The organism is Leptolyngbya sp. FACHB-321, from assembly GCF_014695975.1.
Classification (GTDB): domain Bacteria; phylum Cyanobacteriota; class Cyanobacteriia; order Leptolyngbyales; family Leptolyngbyaceae; genus Stenomitos.
Map to the genome: position 1 here is coordinate 12,079 of NZ_JACJPI010000032.1, position 19,245 is coordinate 31,323.

Annotated in this window: 15 protein-coding genes; 7 read left to right on the forward strand and 8 right to left on the reverse strand. The window is 50.9% G+C overall.

The window, feature by feature from the left end; translation table 11 throughout:
- Nucleotides 1-35: 35 nt before the first annotated feature.
- Complete coding sequence (gene polA / locus H6F76_RS04060) at nt 36-2,984, reverse strand: DNA polymerase I (RefSeq protein ID WP_190506171.1); 2,949 nt, start codon at nt 2,982-2,984, stop codon at nt 36-38.
- A 719-nt stretch (nt 2,985-3,703) separates the two neighbouring features.
- On the opposite strand from polA, the gene H6F76_RS04065 reads away from it, so the two are divergent.
- The 3 genes from H6F76_RS04065 to H6F76_RS04075 all read left to right on the forward strand — a co-directional run bounded on the left by H6F76_RS04065 (nt 3,704) and on the right by H6F76_RS04075 (nt 6,736).
- Nucleotides 3,704-4,459, forward strand: a complete 756-nt coding sequence (locus tag H6F76_RS04065) for a WecB/TagA/CpsF family glycosyltransferase (RefSeq protein WP_190506192.1) — start codon at nt 3,704-3,706, stop codon at nt 4,457-4,459.
- A 53-nt stretch (nt 4,460-4,512) separates the two neighbouring features.
- Complete coding sequence (gene gmd, locus H6F76_RS04070; protein ID WP_190506173.1) at nt 4,513-5,568, forward strand: GDP-mannose 4,6-dehydratase; 1,056 nt, start codon at nt 4,513-4,515, stop codon at nt 5,566-5,568.
- A gap of 223 nt (nt 5,569-5,791) precedes the next feature.
- The gene (locus H6F76_RS04075) at nt 5,792-6,736 is read left to right on the forward strand and encodes a GDP-L-fucose synthase (protein WP_190506174.1); all 945 of its coding nucleotides are present in this window, start codon (nt 5,792-5,794) and stop codon (nt 6,734-6,736) included.
- Nucleotides 6,737-6,784: 48 nt separating this feature from the next.
- On the opposite strand, the gene H6F76_RS04080 is transcribed toward H6F76_RS04075, so the two are convergent.
- The 4 genes from H6F76_RS04080 to H6F76_RS04095 all read right to left on the reverse strand — a co-directional run bounded on the left by H6F76_RS04080 (nt 6,785) and on the right by H6F76_RS04095 (nt 11,393).
- Nucleotides 6,785-8,269, reverse strand: coding sequence for a peptidase S10 (locus H6F76_RS04080; RefSeq protein WP_190506175.1), 1,485 nt, complete (start codon nt 8,267-8,269; stop codon nt 6,785-6,787).
- Nucleotides 8,270-8,374: 105 nt separating this feature from the next.
- Nucleotides 8,375-9,706: a DNA methyltransferase gene (locus H6F76_RS04085; protein ID WP_190506176.1), complete on the reverse strand. Its 1,332-nt coding sequence runs from the start codon at nt 9,704-9,706 to the stop codon at nt 8,375-8,377.
- 167 nt (nt 9,707-9,873) lie between these two features.
- Nucleotides 9,874-10,299, reverse strand: coding sequence for a DUF2294 domain-containing protein (locus tag H6F76_RS04090; RefSeq protein WP_190506177.1), 426 nt, complete (start codon nt 10,297-10,299; stop codon nt 9,874-9,876).
- A gap of 572 nt (nt 10,300-10,871) precedes the next feature.
- Nucleotides 10,872-11,393: a hypothetical protein gene (locus H6F76_RS04095; RefSeq protein ID WP_190506179.1), complete on the reverse strand. Its 522-nt coding sequence runs from the start codon at nt 11,391-11,393 to the stop codon at nt 10,872-10,874.
- Between the two features lie 516 nt (nt 11,394-11,909).
- Here H6F76_RS04095 and H6F76_RS04100 point away from each other — a divergent pair.
- The 3 genes from H6F76_RS04100 (at nt 11,910) to H6F76_RS04110 (ending at nt 14,298) form a co-directional block, all read left to right on the forward strand.
- Nucleotides 11,910-12,065: a hypothetical protein gene (locus H6F76_RS04100; protein ID WP_190506181.1), complete on the forward strand. Its 156-nt coding sequence runs from the start codon at nt 11,910-11,912 to the stop codon at nt 12,063-12,065.
- A 317-nt stretch (nt 12,066-12,382) separates the two neighbouring features.
- A complete protein-coding gene (gene bchB / locus H6F76_RS04105) occupies nt 12,383-13,909 on the forward strand; it encodes a ferredoxin:protochlorophyllide reductase (ATP-dependent) subunit B (RefSeq protein WP_190506183.1) in 1,527 nt (508 codons plus the stop codon).
- Nucleotides 13,910-14,010: 101 nt separating this feature from the next.
- Nucleotides 14,011-14,298 (forward strand): hypothetical protein, encoded by a 288-nt coding sequence (locus H6F76_RS04110; RefSeq protein ID WP_199321902.1) that lies wholly within the window; start codon nt 14,011-14,013, stop codon nt 14,296-14,298.
- An 80-nt stretch (nt 14,299-14,378) separates the two neighbouring features.
- On the opposite strand, the gene H6F76_RS04115 is transcribed toward H6F76_RS04110, so the two are convergent.
- Together H6F76_RS04115 and H6F76_RS04120 are read right to left on the reverse strand one after the other, a co-directional pair.
- A complete protein-coding gene (locus tag H6F76_RS04115; protein ID WP_242036517.1) occupies nt 14,379-14,615 on the reverse strand; it encodes a hypothetical protein in 237 nt (78 codons plus the stop codon).
- A 175-nt stretch (nt 14,616-14,790) separates the two neighbouring features.
- A complete protein-coding gene (locus H6F76_RS04120) occupies nt 14,791-14,979 on the reverse strand; it encodes a hypothetical protein (RefSeq protein WP_190506187.1) in 189 nt (62 codons plus the stop codon).
- Between the two features lie 258 nt (nt 14,980-15,237).
- Between H6F76_RS04120 and H6F76_RS04125 the strand changes: the two genes are divergently transcribed.
- Entirely contained in the window at nt 15,238-17,859 is a 2,622-nt protein-coding gene (locus H6F76_RS04125; RefSeq protein ID WP_190506189.1) for an endonuclease MutS2, read from the forward strand.
- Between the two features lie 52 nt (nt 17,860-17,911).
- On the opposite strand, the gene H6F76_RS04130 is transcribed toward H6F76_RS04125, so the two are convergent.
- The gene (locus H6F76_RS04130; protein WP_190506191.1) at nt 17,912-18,961 is read right to left on the reverse strand and encodes a hypothetical protein; all 1,050 of its coding nucleotides are present in this window, start codon (nt 18,959-18,961) and stop codon (nt 17,912-17,914) included.
- Nucleotides 18,962-19,245: the final 284 nt, after the last annotated feature.

Sequence of the window (19,245 nt, forward strand, 5' to 3'; positions counted from 1 at the left end):
TTCGATTACGTTTCCATTAGGGACTAGCAGCATAATCACTTCGTCGCCATCCAGTTTTCGCCAGAGTGAATTTCGACCACCAAGGGAATAGATAGCTCGACTGCTGATTCCATTGTGGCTTTGATTTTTGGTCCTAGTTCCGCCCATTCGTCGGGTGGCATCTCGAAGATAAGTTCATCGTGGACTTGCAGCAAGAGCCGTGCCTGGTAATCCTGCAATAAATCGTGCAGTTTTGCCATTGCAATTTTAATAATGTCGGCACTAGAGCCTTGAATGGGTGCGTTGGCAGCGGCACGGAGCGATCCGGCGTCGTACTGGTCGCGGAGTTTGAGCTTGGTGAGGTCGATCGACCCTGGTTCTGTTCCTCTTAGTCGCTTGAGTGACTCGCTGGCAAAGTTGAAGTAGCGACGACGACCGAGGATAGTTTCGACGTAGCCATGAGCGATCGCTTCTCGCTGCATTTGCTGGAGGTACTCAAAGACTTTGGAGTAACGTTCGTTGAAGCGATCGATAAATAGTCGAGCCTCGCTGGATTTGACGCCTGCTTCTCGTGCAAACCGTTGGGCACCCATGCCATAGATCACGCCAAAGTTGATGATCTTCGCCAAGCGGCGTTCTTCGGAGTTGATATCCTCTTTCTCTAGCAACAGTCGTGCTGTAAGCGTATGAATATCACCATTTTGCCGATAGGTATCGAGCAGAACTGGCTCCTGGCTCAAGTGCGTCAGAATGCGGAGTTCGATTTGGGAATAATCTGCCGCAACCATCACCCAACCGGGTTCAGAGACAAAGGCTTTGCGAATCTGGCGACTAAACGCGGTTCGGATGGGAATATTTTGCAGGTTGGGATTAGAGGATGAGAGCCGTCCCGTTGTTGTGCCCGTCTGGTTAAAGTTGGTGTGGACTCGATGGGTGTCTGGACGCACCAGCAACGGCAACGCATCCACGTAGGTAGATTTCAACTTACTCAGAGTGCGCTGCTCTAAAATGGCATCAATGACCGGATGGTCGCCTTGCAGTTTTTCCAATGTGATGGCATCGGTAGAAAAGCCCGTCTTCATGCGGCGCGATTTTTTGGTGTCTAGTCCCAGAGTATTGAACAGCAGATCGCTGAGTTGTTTGGGTGAACCGAGGTTGAACTTTTGTCCAGCGACTTCATAGGCGTGAAGCTCGATCGCCGCTAGATCGGTTTCTAATTTCTGAGACAGTTCCTTGAGGTAGGCAACGTCAATGCGTACACCGCAGTATTCCATCTCTGCGAGAACAGGCTCTAACGGTTGCTCCACGTCCAGTAACAGCCGATGCAGGGCGGGAATTTCGTCTAGCAGAGCACGTAGCTTGGGCACGAGGAGAAAGGTCGTGTAGGCATCCAACCCGCAGTAGTCTGCAACGGCAGGAATATCAACATCCGCGATCATCTTGCCTTTGGGTACTAGATCGGTATAGCTCTGGGCCGTGATATTTAGATGCTTGCCGCTTAACTCGGTTAGATTGTGGCTTTCGTCGGGATTGAGGACATAGCTTGCCAACATAGGGTCAAACACTACGCCTGCCAGTTTAATGCCCTGACAGCGCAAGACCAGACGATCGAACTTGGCATTTTGCAGTACTTTGGGATAGTCAGCACTTTCGAGAATGGGGCGCAGTGCCTCCAGGGTAGTTGCTTTGTCGAGATTGCCGCCATCGGTATGTCCCAGCGGAATGTATGCCATATCTGACAGTTCTGGTCCCCAGCAACAGCCAATCCCGACGAGATCAGCATCGCGGGGTTCCAACGCGGTAGTTTCGGTGTCCCAGGCAACGGGAGTTTCAGGGCTGGTGAAGGTTTTGAGGCGATCGATCAGCTCGGTCAGCTTCTCAGGCGTATCGATGATGTGAGGCGCAATGGCGACGGGGAGAACTTTTTGCGCGGCAGCGGTATCTTCGGCGCTGAAGAACCACAGATCGCCGTCTTCCCGGTACTGAGGTGTAGGAGTTGCCTTCTCTGCAGGAACCGTAGCATCGGACGCGTCCTCGCTCTGATCGCTGTTGAACTGACGATGTACTTTCTGGATGCGATTAATGAACGTGCGAAATTCCAGTTTTTCCAGCAGTTCATTCACGGCTGTCTCATCGAAATCGCGGATGCGGCACGACTCCCAATCGACCTCTAGCGGCACATTTAGGTGAATCTGCGCCATCCATTGCGAATGACGAGCATCGTCCTTACCTGCCTCCAGCTTCTGTCGCACAGCACCTTTGATTTGATCCAGCGACTCGTAAACCTTTTCTAAAGAGCCATAGGTTGTGAGCAACTGCACTGCCGTCTTATCGCCAATGCCCTTCACGCCAGGAATGTTGTCGGAACTGTCGCCACACAGCGCTTTGTAGTCCACGATCTGCGAAGGCAAGATCCCCATTTTCTCCTTCACCTGCTCGACGCCAAACTCGCGGGGTGGAGGTGTGCCTTTGCCGTAGACCGTGCTGAGGTACAGGACTTTTGTAGTGGCTTCTGGATCGACCAGTTGAAAGAGGTCACGATCACCACTCAAAATCTTGACTAAAAAGCCATCTGCACTCGCCCGTCGTGCCAGCGTCCCAATCACATCATCCGCTTCGTAATTTGCTGCTGTCAAAATGGGCAGATTCAGCGCTAACAGAAGTTCTTGCAGATTTGCTAGATCGGGGATGAAATCCTCTGGCGTTTCGGCTCTACCCGCTTTATAGGTGTCATCGGCCTCATGACGAAACGTCTTTTCGGACAGGTCAAAGGCGATCGCCACATACTGCGGTTTCTCTGCCTCCATTGTTTCCAGCAGCGCTTTCAGAAAGCCGTAAGAGACACTCGTGGGAATCCCACTTTTCGTGCGGAGCCCACCATCCCGACCCTTCGCAAAGGCAAAGTAGGAACGGAACGCTAGCGAATGCCCGTCGATCAGGAGAATAAGCGGTTTGGTGGGAAAGGAAGCAGAGGAAATCAAGGGAATATTGGCGAGGGGAGACAAGCCCTATTGTAGAGAATTCACCTGCCAATCAGAGCTTCGACTTGAAGAAGTCAGAGATCTTGGGTTTAAACGCTCTTGGGTCGATCGCAAACAATATATAGAGCACCACTTTTGTCGATCGTAGTTTATGAGCCAAACCTGCGAAGGCAATGCTGGCGTTACTCTATCCCTGCTAGCCAAGCTGAACTTTGAGGCACGATCACCAAGCGCCCTTCGGTGAACTACCTGCCTAAGATCCGTAATTCTACGTCCGTAAAATTAGTTATAGATTGATGCAATCTTTAATTAATGGAGACAGAGACTGTAACTTAATGAGCTTCAGTCAAGCACAGCTGCCTTAGCAAGGGGTTTTGAGGCAAGCTGCGTACAAAGACGTAGAGTTTAAGGTTAACTGACTATTTTCCTGGTAAATCTGCCGGATACCTGTTCTTAACCTTTGTAAAGAGGTGAGGCAATACCAAGACAGAATGATGTGCCAAGACCAGTGCGAGTGCTTCTGCTGCCGTAGTAGGAGAAGCATTCAACGTATGGCGATGGCTAGTGGGTGACTACCTGATCCGATCGTTTCGTGAACATGGCTGAACTTGGTTTAGCCAACTCATTGTGAACCAGGTAGGTAGCAATATATGAACCAGACAGCAGAGTTATCAGCAGCAAACACGACTACAGAGCTTGAGCTTCAAACTGTTTCAGCGTTAGAACATCGCAAAATTCTAGGGATGCGAGTGGATGTAACCGATTATCAAGATGCCACTCAACGTGTGATCAACTGGGCAAAAGCGGGCGAGAGCCGTTATGTCTGTGCGGCAAATGTGCACATGGTAATGGAAGCTTACGACCAAGGTGAGTTTGCTGGCACTGTAAACAATGCTGATTTAGTAACACCAGATGGGAAACCTCTAGTACAAGCACTCCGCGCCTTAGGCATTAAAGAAGCCTCCCAAGTGCGTGGACCAAATTTAACGTTATGTGTGTGCGGAGCAGCAGCGAAGGAAGGAGTAGCGATCGGTCTCTATGGTGGTACGCCTGAAAGCCTCGCCTTATTTACGACCTTTCTGCAAAAGCGCTATCCCGGCATTCAGATCGTTTGCCAGATTTCACCACCGTTCCGACCGCTGACATCGGCAGAAGATGCTGCTTATACTAAGCAAATCGTTGAGTCAAAGGCACGCATTTTATTTGTTGGCATTGGTTGCCCAAAACAAGAACGCTGGATGGCAGCACACCATAGCAAAATTCCAGCGGTGATGTTAGGTGTAGGAGCTGCGTTTGATTTTCATTCTGGTAGGGTGAAGCAAGCACCAGTTTGGATGCAGCAGGCAGGTCTAGAGTGGGTCTTTCGACTAAAAGCAGAACCGCGACGCTTGTGGAAACGCTATGCCATGCACAATCCACGTTTCTTACTCTTCTTCTTGACTCAATGGTTGACCAGTTTGTTTGAGCGGCATACCTTAGAGGCGACTAGCCACGAATAGCGGCGTTGCCATTTAGTTTGCTCCATTTACCCCAAGGAAAGGATATTTTAACGATGATGCAAGTAAAACGAGCACTACTGACAGGCATTACAGGACAGGATGGGTCCTACCTGAGTGAGTTTTTGCTGGAGCGCGGCTATGAAGTCCACGGCATTATCCGCCGCACCTCAACCTTCAACACCGATCGCATCGACCACATCTACGAAGACCCACACGTCGAAGGCGCACGGCTGTTTCTCCACTATGGCGACTTAAACGATGGCACCACACTGCGCCGCATCCTCGAAGCCGTGCAGCCAACCGAAATTTATAACCTGGGTGCTCAATCCCACGTCCGAGTCAGCTTCGATGCACCTGAGTACACAGTCGATACCGTAGGGACGGGTACCCTACGCTTGCTTGAAGCGGTGCGTGACTACCAGCAGCGGACAGGCATTCAAGTCCGCTTTTATCAGGCAGGGTCTTCTGAAATGTTTGGGCTAGTGCAAGCAGTACCGCAAACTGAGACGACTCCGTTCTATCCCCGCAGCCCCTATGCGTGTGCCAAGGTGTTTGCCCACTGGATTACGGTTAACTACCGTGAATCCTACGATCTGTTTGCCTGTAACGGCATCTTGTTTAACCATGAATCGCCACGTCGGGGTGAAACGTTCGTAACGCGCAAAATTACCCGAGCGCTGGCGCGGATTGTGGCAGGGCAACAAAAGAAGCTGTATCTGGGCAATCTCGATGCCAAGCGGGATTGGGGCTACGCAAAGGACTATGTGCAAGCAATGTGGCTGATGTTGCAGCAAGAGAAGCCGGATGACTATGTGATTGCAACAGGCGAAACGCATTCAATTCGCGAGTTTCTTGATGTCGCGTTTCGGTATGTCAATCTCGACTGGCAAGACTATGTAGAGTTTGATGAGCGGTATCTGCGTCCGACTGAGGTGGAGTTGCTCATTGGTGACCCAGCGAAGGCGAAACAAGCGCTAGGTTGGGAACCTTCAGTGACGTTTGAGCAGTTGGTCAACCTCATGGTAGAAGCAGACTTGAAGGCACAAGGATTGGTGCCCCTTAATGGCAGCGTGCCTCAGATCAATCAAGAGTTCGCTACAGTGCGGTAGCTCACTGCTGGGTCGTAGCCATTCCGTCAGCGAGTATTCATGGACAAAGCAATGCCTTATTCTTAAGGGCGTTTGTTTAACATTGTCCAGATTACAGGCGATCGCCTGCTGGTAACAGGCGTCTAGCTGGAGAGAGCTGATGTCTTTTGGTCTATCGTGCAAAGCTGGCTTTGAGCATTCATAAGACTGTGTAACAGTGCAGGCAGATATAAGGTGAATCAGTATGACAGCATTGGATCTGAAGAATAAACGGATTGTGGTAACGGGTGGTGCAGGTTTTCTGGGGCGGCAGGTGATTGCTCAACTATGCAAAGCTGGAGCTGATTTGCAGAAGATTACCGTACCACGATCGCACGACTGTGATCTGCGTCAGATGGAAAGCTGCCAGCGCGTCGTCAGCCAGCAAGACATTGTGGTTCACCTAGCAGCACACGTGGGTGGTATTGGCTTAAACCGCGAAAAACCTGCCGAACTGTTCTACGACAACCTCATGATGGGCACCCAGCTTATTCATGCGGCATACGAAGCGGGTGTCGAAAAGTTTACCTGTGTAGGCACTATTTGCGCTTATCCAAAATTCACGCCCGTTCCCTTTAAAGAAGACGATCTGTGGAATGGCTATCCCGAAGAAACCAATGCGCCCTACGGCATAGCGAAGAAAGCGCTACTAGTGCAGCTAGAAGCGTACCGTCAGCAATATAACTTTGACGGCATTTATTTACTGCCAGTGAATTTGTATGGTCCTGAAGACAATTTTGACCCAAGCAGTTCGCACGTGATTCCTGCCCTTATTCGCAAGGTGCATGAGGCGCAGCAACGGGGCGATAAGCACCTGCCCGTCTGGGGAGATGGTAGCCCGACCCGCGAGTTTCTCTACTCGGAGGATGCAGCACGGGGCATTGTTATGGCAACGCAGCACTACAGCAGCCATGAACCCGTCAACCTGGGGACGGGCTACGAAATCTCGATTCGGGTTTTGATTGAGCTAATCTGCGAGTTGATGGGCTTTGAGGGTGAGATTGTTTGGGAAACCGACAAACCCAACGGTCAGCCTCGCCGCTGCCTTGATACAGAACGCGCTCAAAAAGCCTTTGGCTTCACGGCAACGATGGAGTTTAAGGAAGGGCTAAAGCGTACGATCGACTGGTATCGCCAACACGCTGCTTAGTGAGGGCATAGGGAGTAGAGAGTGGGGAAGAGAGACTGCCCTTCACCCTCAAGCGATCGCGGTTTGGTAAAAGGTTTGCATAGCGGTGAACCATTGCTGGCGCGATCGCTCCCAGGTATAGAACATATGCCCACCTTCGTAATGCTGCAAAGTGAGATTCGGGCGAAGCTCAGGATTCAGCTTCATGAGTGCGGCTAGATGATTGGAGGCGAAATAGGGTGTCACCAGGTCAAAAAAGCCATGCGTGATGTACACCTGCATATAAGGGTTAAGCGTCATCCCAACGCGTAAATCGTCCACTGCGCCGATAAAGCCTTGCTTTAACTCACCTTTGAGGTCAAATTTCCAGGCTTTAAAGGTCTCGTAGTTCAGCAGGTTGTAAGAGAGATCAGTTTCTACAGCCAGGGTGTCACGCAAGTGGCTGTTGATAGCCCCTGTAAAGAGTCGATCGAGCCCGTCGAGTGTTGGATCAATGCCTTCGTAAAAGATGCGATCGGGAAAGGGATCGATCGCCGTAATCGAAGCATCATAGAGTCCCACAATCCGCTGCTGGTCGCGCAGGAGTTCTCGCGCAAAGACTTCAATGCCAATGCGTCCGGCTTGCCGTTCCACGACTGACAGTGGCAAACCCACCAAAGCCGCAAGCTGTTGGTAGGCGGACTGCTGCTCGTCAGGTGTGCTGGTATCGCCTGCCGCTAAGAGCGGAATAAGCGTCTTGAGGGCAAAGCGTTCTGCTGCTGCTGTATGCGCTGAAAAATCGCCTGGCTCGCCTGCCCACTGAGCGCGATCGTGGTGTGCGGCTGAGGCTGCCAGCGATGGTAGCAATGTTGCCCAGGCAGTCAGGTCATAATCGCTGCCTCCTAGCAAGCTAAACTCCAGCGCCGGAGAGATCAAAATGGCACCCGAAAGACCAATGCCAAATTCCTGCTGTAGCTTGCGGGCTAACCGAGCTACCCGAAACCCACCGTAGCTTTCGCCTGCGATGAAGATTGGTGAGAGCCAGCGCTTTTGGCGGGACAGAAACCGTTGGATGAATTCTCCAAGGGCGCTTAAGTCGCGCTCAACTTCCCAGAAAGCGTTTTCTTTGGTGGTGTCTGCCTCTTTCGCTTGCTCCTTCTCACCCTCTTTAGGGGCTGGCAGACTGCGGCTAAACCCAGTGCCGATCGGATCAACAAACACCAGATCTGTAAAGCTCAACCAGCTTTCTACATTGTCTACTAACTGAACAGGCGGTTTTGGTAGGCTACCGTTTGCACCAAACGCAATCCGCTTTGGTCCTAACGCGCCCATGTGCAAATAAGCAGAAGCCGCTCCAGGTCCACCGTTAAAGACAAACGTGAGCGATCGTGGCGTAGTCGTTTCGACCGCAGCAATATACGCCACATGAAACATTTCGGCTACAGGCTTTTCTTGCTCATACAAAAGTTGCCATTCGGCTGTGGCTGTGTAACGCAACGGTCCATCCGGCAGCGGCAGCGTATGTTCTGTTTTGGTGGCAGCGCGAGGGGTGGGCGGATTAGGAGTATCGGTCATAAGACAGTTAAATGGGGGCAGTGTAGACTTCTGGCTGCACTTAAGCATACTTTAGTCCTTCAGATTCCCGGCTTCTTCAAGAAGTCAGAGATCTTGGTTTGACCTTTAGCCGTTCCAGCGTAGAACCACAACTTCTTCACGCATTTGTTCATTCGTAGCAGTAGCAAGCCGTGTGCGAAACAGATCGATTGCCACCACTTCGTAGCCGAGGGATCGTGCAATATCAGCCAAAATCTGACCTGTACGAATCATGACCCGCAAATAGGAAGCTTGATCACCCACGACATAAGCAAGCTGGGCACCGGGACGTAAAATCTGCCGTAATTCAGCCAGGTGCCGTGCCATGCCCCCAAAGTAGAGCTTTGTGGCGCGTGCGTAGAGCCGCTCAAACCCACTGGTTTTACCAAGGGCGATGCGTCGCGCTTCGATTTCGTAGGCAAGTCGTTGCACTTCAGCCTGGTCAGCGACCCAGACATCATCGTCATCAACCTTATAAACATTCCTGGTGTTGGAGCGCACCAAACCTTGCTTTAAGGCGCGCAACGCCGCTTTATCGTTGATGAAGCCTAGCAGCACAGATTCTAAGCGCGTCGTGCGGGTATAGTCCTTTTCGTTAGGGTACGGCGGGGACGTGATCACAGCATCGATCGACTGGGGCGGCAGCACATGGAGCAACTGGCGGGAGTCAGCATGATGCACGATCGCCTCGACCGGGGCACGCTGCCCCAACTCTCGCAAATCAGCCACCATTATGGCGATCGCCTCTAGCCAAGTCTCTACCACGGGCGCATCCGGCTTGGCACGTCCCACGCCCACTTCTGGACCAAAGTGCAGATTGCTGATGGTACTTACCAGCGACTTTGCCAAAGCTAACCGAGCGTGACCAGAACACCGTTCATCCACTTGATGCTGCAACTGCTCCAGCAGCACCAGGGTTTTGTGCAGCGGCAGTGGGCTAATCGAGTTTTTCAGGATGAGCTTTTCCTGCTCTTCGTTCAAGGCGCGCAAGCTTTCAGCCGCGATCGTACCCTCGTCTAGCCCAGCCAAAGCCGCGATCGTCGCGTCGGCAACTTGTTCTGCATAAGCCATCAAGCGATCGGGGCCAAGGCTCCAATCAACTTTGACACGACCCGCAAACTGAGCCATTGGGTTTGCCTCTACCCCAACGCTGGGTATCCCCAGTTTTTTGCATTCCACCACTGTTGTGCCTGTACCACAAAAGGGGTCTAAAACACGATGGTCTGCATTCATGCCAAACCGTTGCAGATAGTCGCGTACCAGATGAGGCGGAAAAGACAGCACAAAGCGATACCAGTTATGAGCAGCACGGTCTGCCGCAAAAAGCTGGTTGATTTCACTGCGATAGCGGGCTTGTTTGGCGGCAACAGGGGAGAGAGGCTCCAGAGACGACACCAGTGGTTCTGAGCCTTCGGTCATAAATTAAAAAGACGGTTTCACTAAATGCAGCACGTTACCCTTGTCACAGCTTAAGGGCACGAATTAAATATAAGGCGGCTTTTTCCTATAAGGGCACGCTATTGCCTTAGCGCAGCCACGCCAGAGGCTATGCCCCTATAGATTGTTTGGGTTGCGGGTGGCTCTATTCACGCTTCTGAGGATTGCTTTGTGGGCGTTCCAGCCGATGTAGAGGCTTTACTGGCAGCATCACGTAGCTGCGGTGCTTCTGCAAGGATCGCAATAATACCCGTTCGCTCTGTCTCAAGGGTGACATCACTTAACAAATCAAGGACAGACACACCAACCACTTCTTCGATCAATGCTTGCAGTTGCGGTCGTATCGCCTGTTCGAGTTCAGAGTGTAGTGTTTTAACCAGTTCGGCCTTACCCTGCTCGACTAAAAGCTGCTCTGGTTGAGTCACTGACTGCTCTAGAACGATCGCAATCTTAGTTCCTAAAAGCTCGCAGTCAACGCTACTAAGACGATGCCCAAGCTGGCTACGATAGAGAGCTTGAATACGCTGCGAAAGCGTTCGTTCAAGCTGCCCACGCGTCGGAAGTGAAGTAGTCATAGATAGTTCATCACGCAGACAACAATTTTTACCATAAAACTGATGACCGTTACAGACTTGCGGCAAAGACTCTCTGCGCGTTACCTCTTTCCCAAAATGCCTAGATAGTCAAGATGCTTGAGAGACTTAAAGGCATAGAGAAGGAGGCAGCTAGAAAATTGCTAACCGCTTTGCAACGACCTTACCCTGACTTCGCGACCCTCATCCTGAGAGTAAAGGAAGCCAAATGTGTTAATAGTTTTACGCTATCATTCTCAACTTCAACTAGCTAGTAACGCAGGTATGAGAAAAAGCGGCAACAAATAAAGGTGCGGTAGTTTACATTGACTTGTTACTTTACCTTCCTAAAATCATGTAGGTACACTCAGGCAACCTAGAGAACCATTCAAGCGAGAGACGATCGCTATGCCTTAAGGATATTGACTGACATGATTGAGAATTTCGTTAAAGTTGTTTTGAGCGTAATCACTGGTGATTTGATACATCAAAACTCCTGATATTCTCAATACTTATACAAACGAGCAAAAATATATCTAAAGTGTCCCTTCAGCAATTGCAGTATATTAAAGCCTTTAAGCATTATTGGCTTCAACACATTTTTGCTTAAACCATAAATCAGCAATTCTTGAGACGAAGCCTTGAGCTTCACTTAAAGACATCGGGTTTGTAGGTGGTTTCTCGTTTGAGGTTATATGTCTTGAATCATTCCCAAATACTTCTGGGTGATTGATCGACCGGAAGAACCTACTCAGCTCATTTTTAGATGCCAAGTTGTTCAACTCTCCTCCAAGATCAGCCTTAATTAAATCCATAATGTGACCCATACGTAGTGGAGTTAGCTCCTGCTGCAAAAAACGATGAACTTTGAGGGCACGCTCATCTCGAAAAGCTGGTAAAACGCGAGATGAAACAAGAGCTAACTTATCCTGATACTCGCGCGCTAATCTCTCTGCTTCCAGCCTAGCCTTTTTTTCCTCTGAAATCTCTGGAGTGACTGTCCATTCTACATCGTTAGCAAACAACCTCAATACAGGTGCTACTCCAGAGCGAAAAACGGTTCCATGCCGAGAGCCATCCTCTTTTTGTTCATACACAGTGCCCAGTTTGAAACTTACACCCGCATCAAGTCCAGAACTGATCTCAGATATGATGCTACGGATCTCGTTAGCTTTCTCTCAAACTTTGAAACAAGTTGATAGTAATTCAAAGTCATCGCTAATCAGGTAAAATCTATTTTCTTCTGGAAACAGCCCAACCTTTCCTTCAGCAAGTAGAGCAGATAAAAAGCGTGTATCTGTAATGTCAGTAATCTCAACTAACCATCTCATCTAAAAACCTCTTTTGTACATAAATATTTTCATAATGCACAACACCTGGCTGAGAAGTTTGCAAATACTTTAGCGTGGGTTCTATATGATCAAGCAAAACCACCGAATTGCTCAGTTCGCCCGACTTTGTGGAACATCACGAAGTATAAAGAATCGCTGTAGGGGTAGTGGAGGCTGATTTGTAGCGAAGTGGCTCTATGTTAACAGAGGCAATGGTTTTAGCGATCGCCTATACTTTAAGCACTTAACTTGACATAGCGAGCCACGCAAGGAATTCAATTTTTGGTCGATAGCGTGGGTCGAAAAACTGCTGTCGTGCTTCATTTAGAAGAGCATGGTGAGCTTTGGGAAGATATTTATGATGCGTGGCTGGCACGATCGCGTGAGGATGAACCGCGAGAATCGCTGGAAGATGTAAAGCAGCGGTTAGTGAAGTAGCGCGATTGCAGAACAAATCTCTCCTCACAAGGTTTTACAGCATTGCATCAGCATTAAGAATGATGACAAGCTAATCAAACGGATGAGCGGTTTGGCATCGCTGGAACGTATATACAGCAGTGATTTTGAGTGTTTTCTAGCGTTGAAACAAACTCAAGCCACTGGATAAGACGCTTATCAGAACACAAGATGTCTGAGAAAATCGATAGGCGATTCTAAATCAGCGATCGTGCTGCGGCTTTACAGCAGGAAACGGAGCTAGGCACCTCATTCCTACTCCCCACTCCCCACTCCCCACTCCCCCACCGAGGCACTCTATGAAATTGGCTTACTGGATGTATGCAGGTCCCGCCCACATTGGCACACTCCGCGTCGCCAGTTCCTTCAAGAACGTCCACGCCATCATGCATGCGCCGATCGGCGATGACTACTTCAACGTCATGCGCTCCATGCTGGAACGGGAACGCAACTTTACCCCAGTGACAACCAGCGTGGTCGATCGCAACGTTTTGGCACGTGGTTCTCAAGAGAAGGTAGTAGACAACATCACTCGCAAAGATGCCGAAGAGCATCCCGACCTGATTGTGCTTACTCCTACCTGCACCTCCAGCATTCTGCAAGAAGACCTGCAAAACTTCGTCGAACGTGCTCAGCTTGAGTCGAAGGGCGATGTCATGCTGGCAGATGTCAACCACTACCGTGTGAATGAGCTACAGGCAGCCGATCGTACCCTCCTTCAAATTGTGCAGTTCTACATTGAAAAAGCTCGTAAGAAAGGTGACCTGCCCACCGACAAAACCGAGAAGCCCAGTGTCAACATTTTTGGCATCTCCACCCTTGGCTTCCACAACAACCACGACTGCACCGAACTGAAGCGCCTGATGGCAGCGTTAGATATCGAAGTCAACGAGGTTATTCCTGAAGGTGCCTCCGTCCACAATATTAAAAACCTGTCTCGCGCCTGGTTTAACCTCGTGCCCTACCGCGAACTCGGTCCGCTATCAGCAGCCTACCTCGAGCAAGAATTTGGCACTCCGTCTGTAGACATCACGCCCATGGGAGTCGTTGAAACAGCACGCTGCATCCGCAAAATTCAGGCAATCTTGAATGCTCAAGGTGCCAAGGTCGATTACGACGACTACATCAATGAGCAAACCATGCACGTTTCTCAAGCTGCGTGGTTCTCACGCTCGATCGACTGCCAAAACCTGACTGGTAAGAAAGCCGTTGTGTATGGCGACAGCACTCATGCTGCTGCAATTACCAAAGTGCTGGCTCGCGAGATGGGCATTCACGTTGTTCTGGCAGGCACCTTTTGCAAGTATGACGAAGCCTGGTTCCGTGAGCAGGTCAGCGAGTACTGCGACGAGGTGCTGATTACCGACGATCATGGGGCTGTAGGAGACGCGATCGCCCGTATCGAACCCTCTGCCATCTTTGGCACCCAGATGGAACGCCACGTTGGTAAGCGGTTGGATATTCCCTGTGGTGTCATCTCGGCACCCATTCACGTCCAGAACTTCCCGATCGGTTACAAGCCGTTTCTTGGCTACGAAGGCACCAACCAATTGGTAGACCTAATCTACAACTCCTTTACGCTCGGCATGGAAGATCATCTGCTCGAAATCTTCGGCGGTCACGATACTAAAGAAGGCATCACCAAAGGCATCTCCGCCGACTCCGATCTTGCGTGGAGCAAAGATGGACAAGCCGAACTCAACAAAATCCCTGGTTTTGTACGCGGCAAGGTTAAGCGTAATACCGAGAAATTTGCGCGCGATCGCAACATCGAAGTGATCACCGCTGAAGTCCTCTACGCTGCCAAAGAAGCTGTCGGCGCTTAAGGATTGGTAGCAAGTTAGTTATAGTCTCGCTCACTCCTGCCATCGCTGGTAGGAGTTTTTTCTTGATAAAGTAGTGAAAAACTGTAAGGAATAGGCGATTAATGAATACCTCTATTCCCTTTCATGACTTGGTTGAATACGTTGATGCACTGCCTGCCGATGATCAGGAGTTGCTGTTTGAACTCATCCAAAAACGCCGTATTGAAAAGCGACGACTAGAAATCGCTCAGACTGCAGCCAACACATTGGAGGTGGTGCGGACAGAAACCGCTAAACGAGGTTCTGTTGCTAATTTGCTAGACAATGAATTGGAGGACATTCTCCTGGTGATTCGTTCTGCCAAACCTGCGCGTCATGGCTGGGAAGATCAATTTCGCTTGCTAGCATAAGGCAATGAGCAAACCCTTGACACCACAACGGCGCTCCTTACCGCCTGGGACGAGTGGAAGTGGTAGTCATGAACAAATGATTACATTGATTCAAACTGACCTGTAAAGCCATCAAGCGTCAAGCACTCGTCCTGAAACGACTCTGCATCGCTGACATCCTCGACTTCAAAGGTCATAATCCGTCGTTCATCATCTTTCATCTTTTTAGTAGCAAGCGGTTTGACCCCGTACTTTGCCACGATCGCATTAAATGCCGTTGCCTCTTTGCGCCAACTCTCAGCCGAGCAGTAAATCGTCACAAGCCACATTGGGTTCATTCTCTAGGTTTAGTAGTGATGATAGGCGATCGATCAACCCAAATCTCATTGGTACCTGCCAGCACACCCTAATTAAATGCCGCAAGCTCGACGGTTCAGGCGGCTGTAGCCTCCTTGCGTTTAAGACAGACAACGCAAAAACGTCTTAAAGCGATCGCAGTGCTGATTCAACGTTTTAGATCTGGCTGTCTTTTGACAAGCGTTTCACTTGACCCGATGATAATGCTCGTTGCAGCATCGTCAGCGCTGTGATGTCGTGTAGATTGCAGTTGCCATCAAAATGCTGACACAACGCCTGCTCCGCTTCAGCTGTTAGATAGCCACGCCCGATCGCCTTTTGCACAACCTGATTGACCGGATTCATAATGCTTCCCTGCGCTAATCTTGATGAACTTAGTATGAAGGGCTTACTCAGTTTTCAGTGTGACTGTTAGACCATGTAGCGTGTGATGCGCTGAAACGCTACGCGTGATTGCAGAGCGAGCGCAGAGTGATCGTGTTGGCAGACTAGGGTGATGTCACTCACACACAGCAAGCGCTCGCCCTGCACTCTTTTGTAGTAGGCGTGTCGTAGCGCCTAAGAACTACCTAGAATGGGAAGAGAGTAACCCATTGACGCAATTTGATCCAAGCTGAAACCCTTGAACTTTTGGAATGGTCGCGGCTTTGCCAGCACCTATCGACCTTTGCGGCAACCAAGCTAGGCGCGATCGCAGCCCGTCGTCTCCGTATCCCCGATACACAAGCAGAAACGCTAACCCTGCTGGCACAAACGCAGGATGTGTATGCATTGGAAAGCCGCCTCAGCACTGGGCTAAAGTTTGACGGCATTACTGACATTGGCGAGTCATTAGAACGTGCAGAGCGGCGGGCGTTGCTGTCGGGCGAAGAACTGCTAGCGATCGCCACCACCCTTGCCGGGATGCGTACCTTGCGGCGAGTCATCGACAACCAACCCGATCTCTTAGTGCTCAACGCGTTGATTCAAGACCTGCGAACCTATCCCGAGTTGGAGCAAGAAATTCATCGCTGCATTGACGATCGTGGACAAGTTGCTGATCGTGCTACGCCTAAGTTGGCAGGCATTCGAGAGCAGCAAAAACAACTGCGCGATCGCGTTTATAGTACATTGCAAAGCATTTTGCAGCGCAAAGCAAACGCGGTACAGGAAAGCTTGATTACTCAGCGTGAAGGGCGCTTTGTCATCCCCGTCAAGGCACCGCAAAAAGATGCAATTCCGGGCATTGTCCACGACACTTCTATGAGTGGCGCAACGCTCTACGTCGAGCCACAAGCTACCGTCAACCTAAACAATCAATTACGCCAGCTTCAGCGCCAGGAACAGGTTGAAGAAGAAGCCGTGCGTCAAGCGCTAACTGATCAGGTCGCCGTCGTGAAGCCTGATTTAGAACGCTTACTGGCGATCGCGACTACGCTTGACCTCGCCACAGCGCGCGCCCGCTACAGTTTGTGGCTAGAAGCGAATCCGCCTCGGTTTGTGACAAGGGAACGGAAGAATGCGTCTGCCGCCCCACCTGAATCGATCGTTCTTCGTAATCTTCGGCATCCACTCCTCATCTGGCAGCAGCAGCATGAGCAGGGGCGACCTGTAGTACCGATCGACCTTGTCATCCAGCCACACATTCGCGTCGTTGCCATTACTGGACCCAACACTGGCGGCAAAACCGTCACGCTCAAAACCCTTGGTCTCGCTGTACTGATGGCAAAGGTCGGGCTATACGTGCCTGCCCGCGAACCCGTCGAGTTACCCTGGTTCGACCAAGTGCTAGCAGACATTGGCGATGAGCAGTCCCTAGAGCAAAGCCTGTCTACCTTTTCAGGACACATCCGGCGGATTAGTCGCATTTTGGCAGCGTTGGGCGAGAGGGATGAGGAGGCAGGAGGCGAAAGGCAGGAGGCAGAAGGGGAAGCAGAGGAGGCAGAGAGCAGAAGGCAGGAGGCAGGGAGAGAAATTCAAATCTCAAATCTTGTTGCCGTATCTCCCTCTGCTTCCCCATTCCCCGCTCCCCGTTCCCCACTCCCCACCCCCTACTCCCTCGTCCTTCTTGACGAAGTAGGCGCTGGTACCGACCCTTCTGAAGGTAGTGCGTTGGCGATCGCGCTGCTAAACCACCTAGCGGATCATGCAGGCTTGACCATTGCTACGACTCATTTTGGGGAACTCAAAGCGCTGAAATATCAGGACGATCGCTTTGAGAATGCCTCCGTTGAGTTTGATGATGTGCTGCTGTCGCCGACCTATCGCCTACTATGGGGCATTCCGGGGCGCTCGAATGCACTGACGATCGCTCGTCGATTGGGGTTAGACGCAAGCGTTGTAGAGCAGGCACAAGCCCTAGTCGGTGGTGCTTCAGAAGATGTCAACCAGGTGATTGCCGGTCTAGAAGCCCAGCGTCGTCGTCAAGAAACAAAGTCCCAGGAGGCAGCGCAACTTTTAGAAAGTGCCGAACATCTCCATCGCGAACTGTCTCGGAAAGCTGCGTCACTCAAGGAGCGAGAGCAGTCCTTACAGCAGGCGCAAGAACAGGCAGTACAAGCAGCGATCGCTCAAGCAAAGAGTGAAATTGCTCAGGTCATCCGTCAGCTACAGCAGGGACCCGTATCAGCACAAGCGGCACAGCAAGCAACCGATTCACTACATCAGCTTGCCGAACGCCGCCTACCCTCACGCCAACCCAAACCGCCCAAGCCAGGGTTTCGTCCTCAGGTGGGCGATCGCGTTCGCATTCCGCGTCTTGGTCAAACGGCTGAAGTCCTGACGGCTCCCAATGATGATGAGGAAATTACCGTTCGCTTTGGGCTAATGAAAATGACCGTGCCGATCGACGATGTGGAATCGTTAGACGGGGAGAAAGCGGTTAAGAAGCCGAAGGCTGAAACTAGAAGCCAGGAGCCAGAAGCCAGGAGCCAGAAGCCGGGAGCAACTCAAAGCCCACCCACCCACGACACCCCAACCCCTAACCACGACACCCCCATTATCCGCACCGCCCGTAACACGATCGACATCCGGGGTAGTCGCGTTGCCGATGCTGAGCCAATGATGGAACAGGCGATCGCCCAAGCGTATGAAAGTGGCGTGCTATGGATTATTCACGGACATGGGACGGGCAAACTGCGGCAGGGCGTACATGCTTTCTTACAGCAACATCCCCAAGTCGAACGGTATGAACTGGCAAGCCGTGCGGATGGTGGCGCAGGTGTAACGCTAGCTTACCTGCGTTAACCAGTAAGCCTAACCAAGTAAGGACGCGTTGTGGTGGTAAACAACGTGCTAGTTAGCAATGCGGTGGTTCTTCATAAAATTCTTTCAGAGTAACTTGCCAGTATTCTGGATAAGGCGGTTGTTTACTGGAGACACTCAACAAAGTCCTGTACGTGGCGAATCGACCCGTGTTGTACTCGTGAACAGCAATGGAAGCCGTCTGCAACTCAACCGTTCCAGAGTTTCTCCCACCATAAAATTGCGAATTAACCTCTTGCCAATCCGGCCAATGATAAGCCTTTCTACTCTCGCTACGATAGTCCTCAATGCGTTGAAGTATCTCGTTATGAGCCTTTCTGCGCTCACTACGATCGTCCCCAAGGCGTTGGGGTAGCTCATCATGAGAAACCTTGCCGCCGCGATCGTCCTCCATCAGTTGGCGTGGCTGATCGTGCTTATCAATAGAATGGCTTTGCAGGGCGTTGCGTAGTGCGTCAGGAAGCCTAGGAATGATTTCAGCTACCATTGCTTGACCGGGGGGATGCCCAGGAAAATGGTATGGGGGACGTATGGTGCACTGATACAAGGTAGCAACTTCTCCACTGATAAGACTGACCGCATACGCTGCTACATCCTCATTGGGGTGATGAGGAACCCATATGCCAGTGTTCGGTGGTGGTGGAGAATATTTTGAATAGATTCGCAAGGTTTGCTGCGACAAGTTACACAGAGTATGGGTCGCTCCACCTGGTAGCCATAGCGGTTGCGATCGCATCAGCAGTTGCCCGTCTGTCGTCGCATAGGCGGCAATGGCATCACCTTGAATTGCCCACAAAATATGGTCGCTGACGCGCAAGGGATAAGCATTGTCTTTCGATTCCCACTCAATCGCACCCGACGCGATCGAGCGGGACACGAGCTTACCCTCAATAGAGCAGTAAAACAAGCTGGATTCAAGCAAGTCAAAGGCAAGTGGATGCGGTAGAGCCTGGGTAACTGCGGCTCTAGGGGCAGGGTAAAGCAAGGTGGTTGGTGGTGGCGGCAGCTCTTTAACCACAGGTTGTTTGCCCCCAAGTTGGAGTCTGTCGATCGCGCCTCGCCAAAGGTCTAACCATTTCCACATCTGGTCGTTCTCAACAAGTCAAGGATGCACTGTAGTCGTGAAAGTACTAAATTGCTCCAGTCCGATATTCTAACTTTTTGGTAAATGATCGCAGCTTTCTTTCCAGCCACAACATTCGCTGGCATAACGTGGAGCGGCTGCCCAAGTAGCTTTTGACAATGTGATCTACTTAACCTGAGTTCGGGATAAGAACTGGGACAAGAAAGGGGCAAACCCGATAGGCTGAAAATGCAAAATCTCATGCCTGGTTTGCCCTCATGCTTAGTCTAGAAGCACTTTTTTGC

Coding starts and splice junctions, on each gene's coding strand:
- H6F76_RS04065 (WP_190506192.1), top strand. CDS start 3,704: ATGCGAGTGGATGTAACCGATTATCAAGATGCCACTCAACGTGTGATC.
- gmd (WP_190506173.1), top strand. CDS start 4,513: ATGATGCAAGTAAAACGAGCACTACTGACAGGCATTACAGGACAGGAT.
- H6F76_RS04075 (WP_190506174.1), top strand. CDS start 5,792: ATGACAGCATTGGATCTGAAGAATAAACGGATTGTGGTAACGGGTGGT.
- H6F76_RS04080 (WP_190506175.1), bottom strand. CDS start 8,269: ATGACCGATACTCCTAATCCGCCCACCCCTCGCGCTGCCACCAAAACA.
- H6F76_RS04085 (WP_190506176.1), bottom strand. CDS start 9,706: ATGACCGAAGGCTCAGAACCACTGGTGTCGTCTCTGGAGCCTCTCTCC.
- H6F76_RS04090 (WP_190506177.1), bottom strand. CDS start 10,299: ATGACTACTTCACTTCCGACGCGTGGGCAGCTTGAACGAACGCTTTCG.
- bchB (WP_190506183.1), top strand. CDS start 12,383: ATGAAATTGGCTTACTGGATGTATGCAGGTCCCGCCCACATTGGCACA.
- H6F76_RS04110 (WP_199321902.1), top strand. CDS start 14,011: ATGAATACCTCTATTCCCTTTCATGACTTGGTTGAATACGTTGATGCA.
- H6F76_RS04115 (WP_242036517.1), bottom strand. CDS start 14,615: ATGAACCCAATGTGGCTTGTGACGATTTACTGCTCGGCTGAGAGTTGG.
- H6F76_RS04120 (WP_190506187.1), bottom strand. CDS start 14,979: ATGAATCCGGTCAATCAGGTTGTGCAAAAGGCGATCGGGCGTGGCTAT.
- H6F76_RS04130 (WP_190506191.1), bottom strand. CDS start 18,961: ATGTGGAAATGGTTAGACCTTTGGCGAGGCGCGATCGACAGACTCCAA.